At 48.8% G+C, this 1788-nt stretch carries 1 protein-coding gene; it reads left to right on the top strand.

What is annotated here, in order from left to right:
• Nucleotides 1-1490 (top strand): hypothetical protein (locus tag Q0614_RS02830; protein WP_298786393.1); only part of this gene is annotated, 1490 nt, incomplete at its 5' end.
• Between the last annotated feature and the right edge of the window lie 298 nt (nt 1491-1788).

Genomic DNA, 1788 nt, shown 5'->3' with positions numbered 1-1788 from the left:
TCAACCTACGGAGTGAGCCCTTCTGCACGGAGTTTGCCGGGCTGCGACTAAAAATCATGCACCATCCGTTTTATCTCTTTGACGAAGAACCCGCGACGCAAAACGAAGCAGACGGATTAAATTTAGACGCGGATTTGGGTGTGGGTACGGACGCGGATCGCGCGGCAAATTTTCGCAGGGATTACGGCGCGGACCTAGTCAAAAATTCTAGCTTTAGCGACGAAGTAAGTCGCGGCACGAATTTAGGCTCAGGCTACGGAGCGGATCGCGGGGAAATTTTAATCGCAAATTCTAAAACGGCGGCTTGCTCGGCAAATTTAACCGCACCGAGCGTGAGCTTAAATTTGACTGTAAGTTCAGGCTTGGACGCAAACGACGAAGGCAAAAATTCCGTCCGAAATTCTAAATCAAATTTCTCCGCCGCAGATTTAGACATAAACCCGTACTCGGGCGCTACGAGAAATTCTACGCCGATACGGGTCGCAAGCGGCGTGGCATATCAAAGCCCCGTCACAAAAATAGGGGCTGTAAATCCCATCGTAGATAAAAATTACCTGACGGCGGCGTATCGAGGCTTTATTACGATAAGCTCGAGCTACGACGCACAAAATTTTACCCTTTATTGCGGCAAAAATTCCGACCGAAGCCAAAGCGAAAATTCTGCGCCCGCAATCCTTAATCAAATTCCAGGCGCTCTTATCTCGAGCAAAAATTTCTCTCCGAGCTTCGCCGCACCCAATCTAAAATCTACGCTACGCAGCAGTAAGAATTCTATCCAAAATCTCAGCGGGAATTCCATTCAAAATTCTAATTCCGCAGCTCAAGCCACGCAGGATTTAAACTTTGCGGCGACATATAAAAGTACGATTCTCACGGCGCCGAGCGCAAAATCCGCTTCACTTCAAAATTCCGTGCTGCCTCAGAATTTTACCTCCTCGCAAAACTCCGCCTCATCGCAAAATTTCGTCCTACCGCCAAACTCCGCGAGAGAGGGCTGCGAAACGCCACTCAGATACGTTAAAATTTACGACCGCACCAGTTTTTTCGCTACGGTAGCGGATCGCTACGTCACATCGATGGATTACCGACGATACAGCAGCGACGAATCGAAAGGGCTTGCTGATAAACGGGGTATATCAAAAAACGGCACATCGGCAAATGATCGCAGCGTAACGGCAGATTGCCACAGCACACCGGCGCACCAAAACAGCGCGATGAAAAATCGAAACGCCGCAGTGACGGATTGGCGCGATGTATCGATAGATAAAAACGCTACGGTGGCGTATCGGCAATGTGCGGCGGTGGGTTATTGCCACATGGCAGTGAATCAAAGCACTTTAGCGACGCAAAATTTAAATTTACGGCACGCTCGTGTTAAATCCGGGCGAGATTTGCGGGCGCAAAAAGCGGCTTTTCGGTTTGCCTGTGTTGTGGTACAAGAGCGAAAATTGCGCATATTTCGTCTCTGTTCGCAGCGCAAAGAACTATAAAGCGCCCGAAAGGAGGTCTTAAAATGATACGAAAAGCCCCTGGGCAGCCAGAGAAAATGCTAGAAAGATGCGAAAAAATTCTAAAACAGTGCGGAGAAAATCTAAAAGGATGCGAGGCCAAAGCTTATGAATGAAATTTACGTCCTAATCGCGCTATCGTTTTTGATCTTTGCTTCGCCCTTTTTGGCTAGCTTAGCTAGAATTCCGCTCTCGCCTATGGAGATCGTGCTTGGCATCATAGCCGCAAATTTAGGGCTTTTGCCGCCAAGCGCGACCTTCGATCTAGCCGCGCAGATCG

The organism is uncultured Campylobacter sp., from assembly GCF_937997595.1.
Classification (GTDB): Bacteria; Campylobacterota; Campylobacteria; order Campylobacterales; family Campylobacteraceae; genus Campylobacter_B.
The sequence above is the reverse complement of the archived record's forward strand: the minus strand, read 5'-3'. Positions and strand labels throughout refer to the sequence as shown.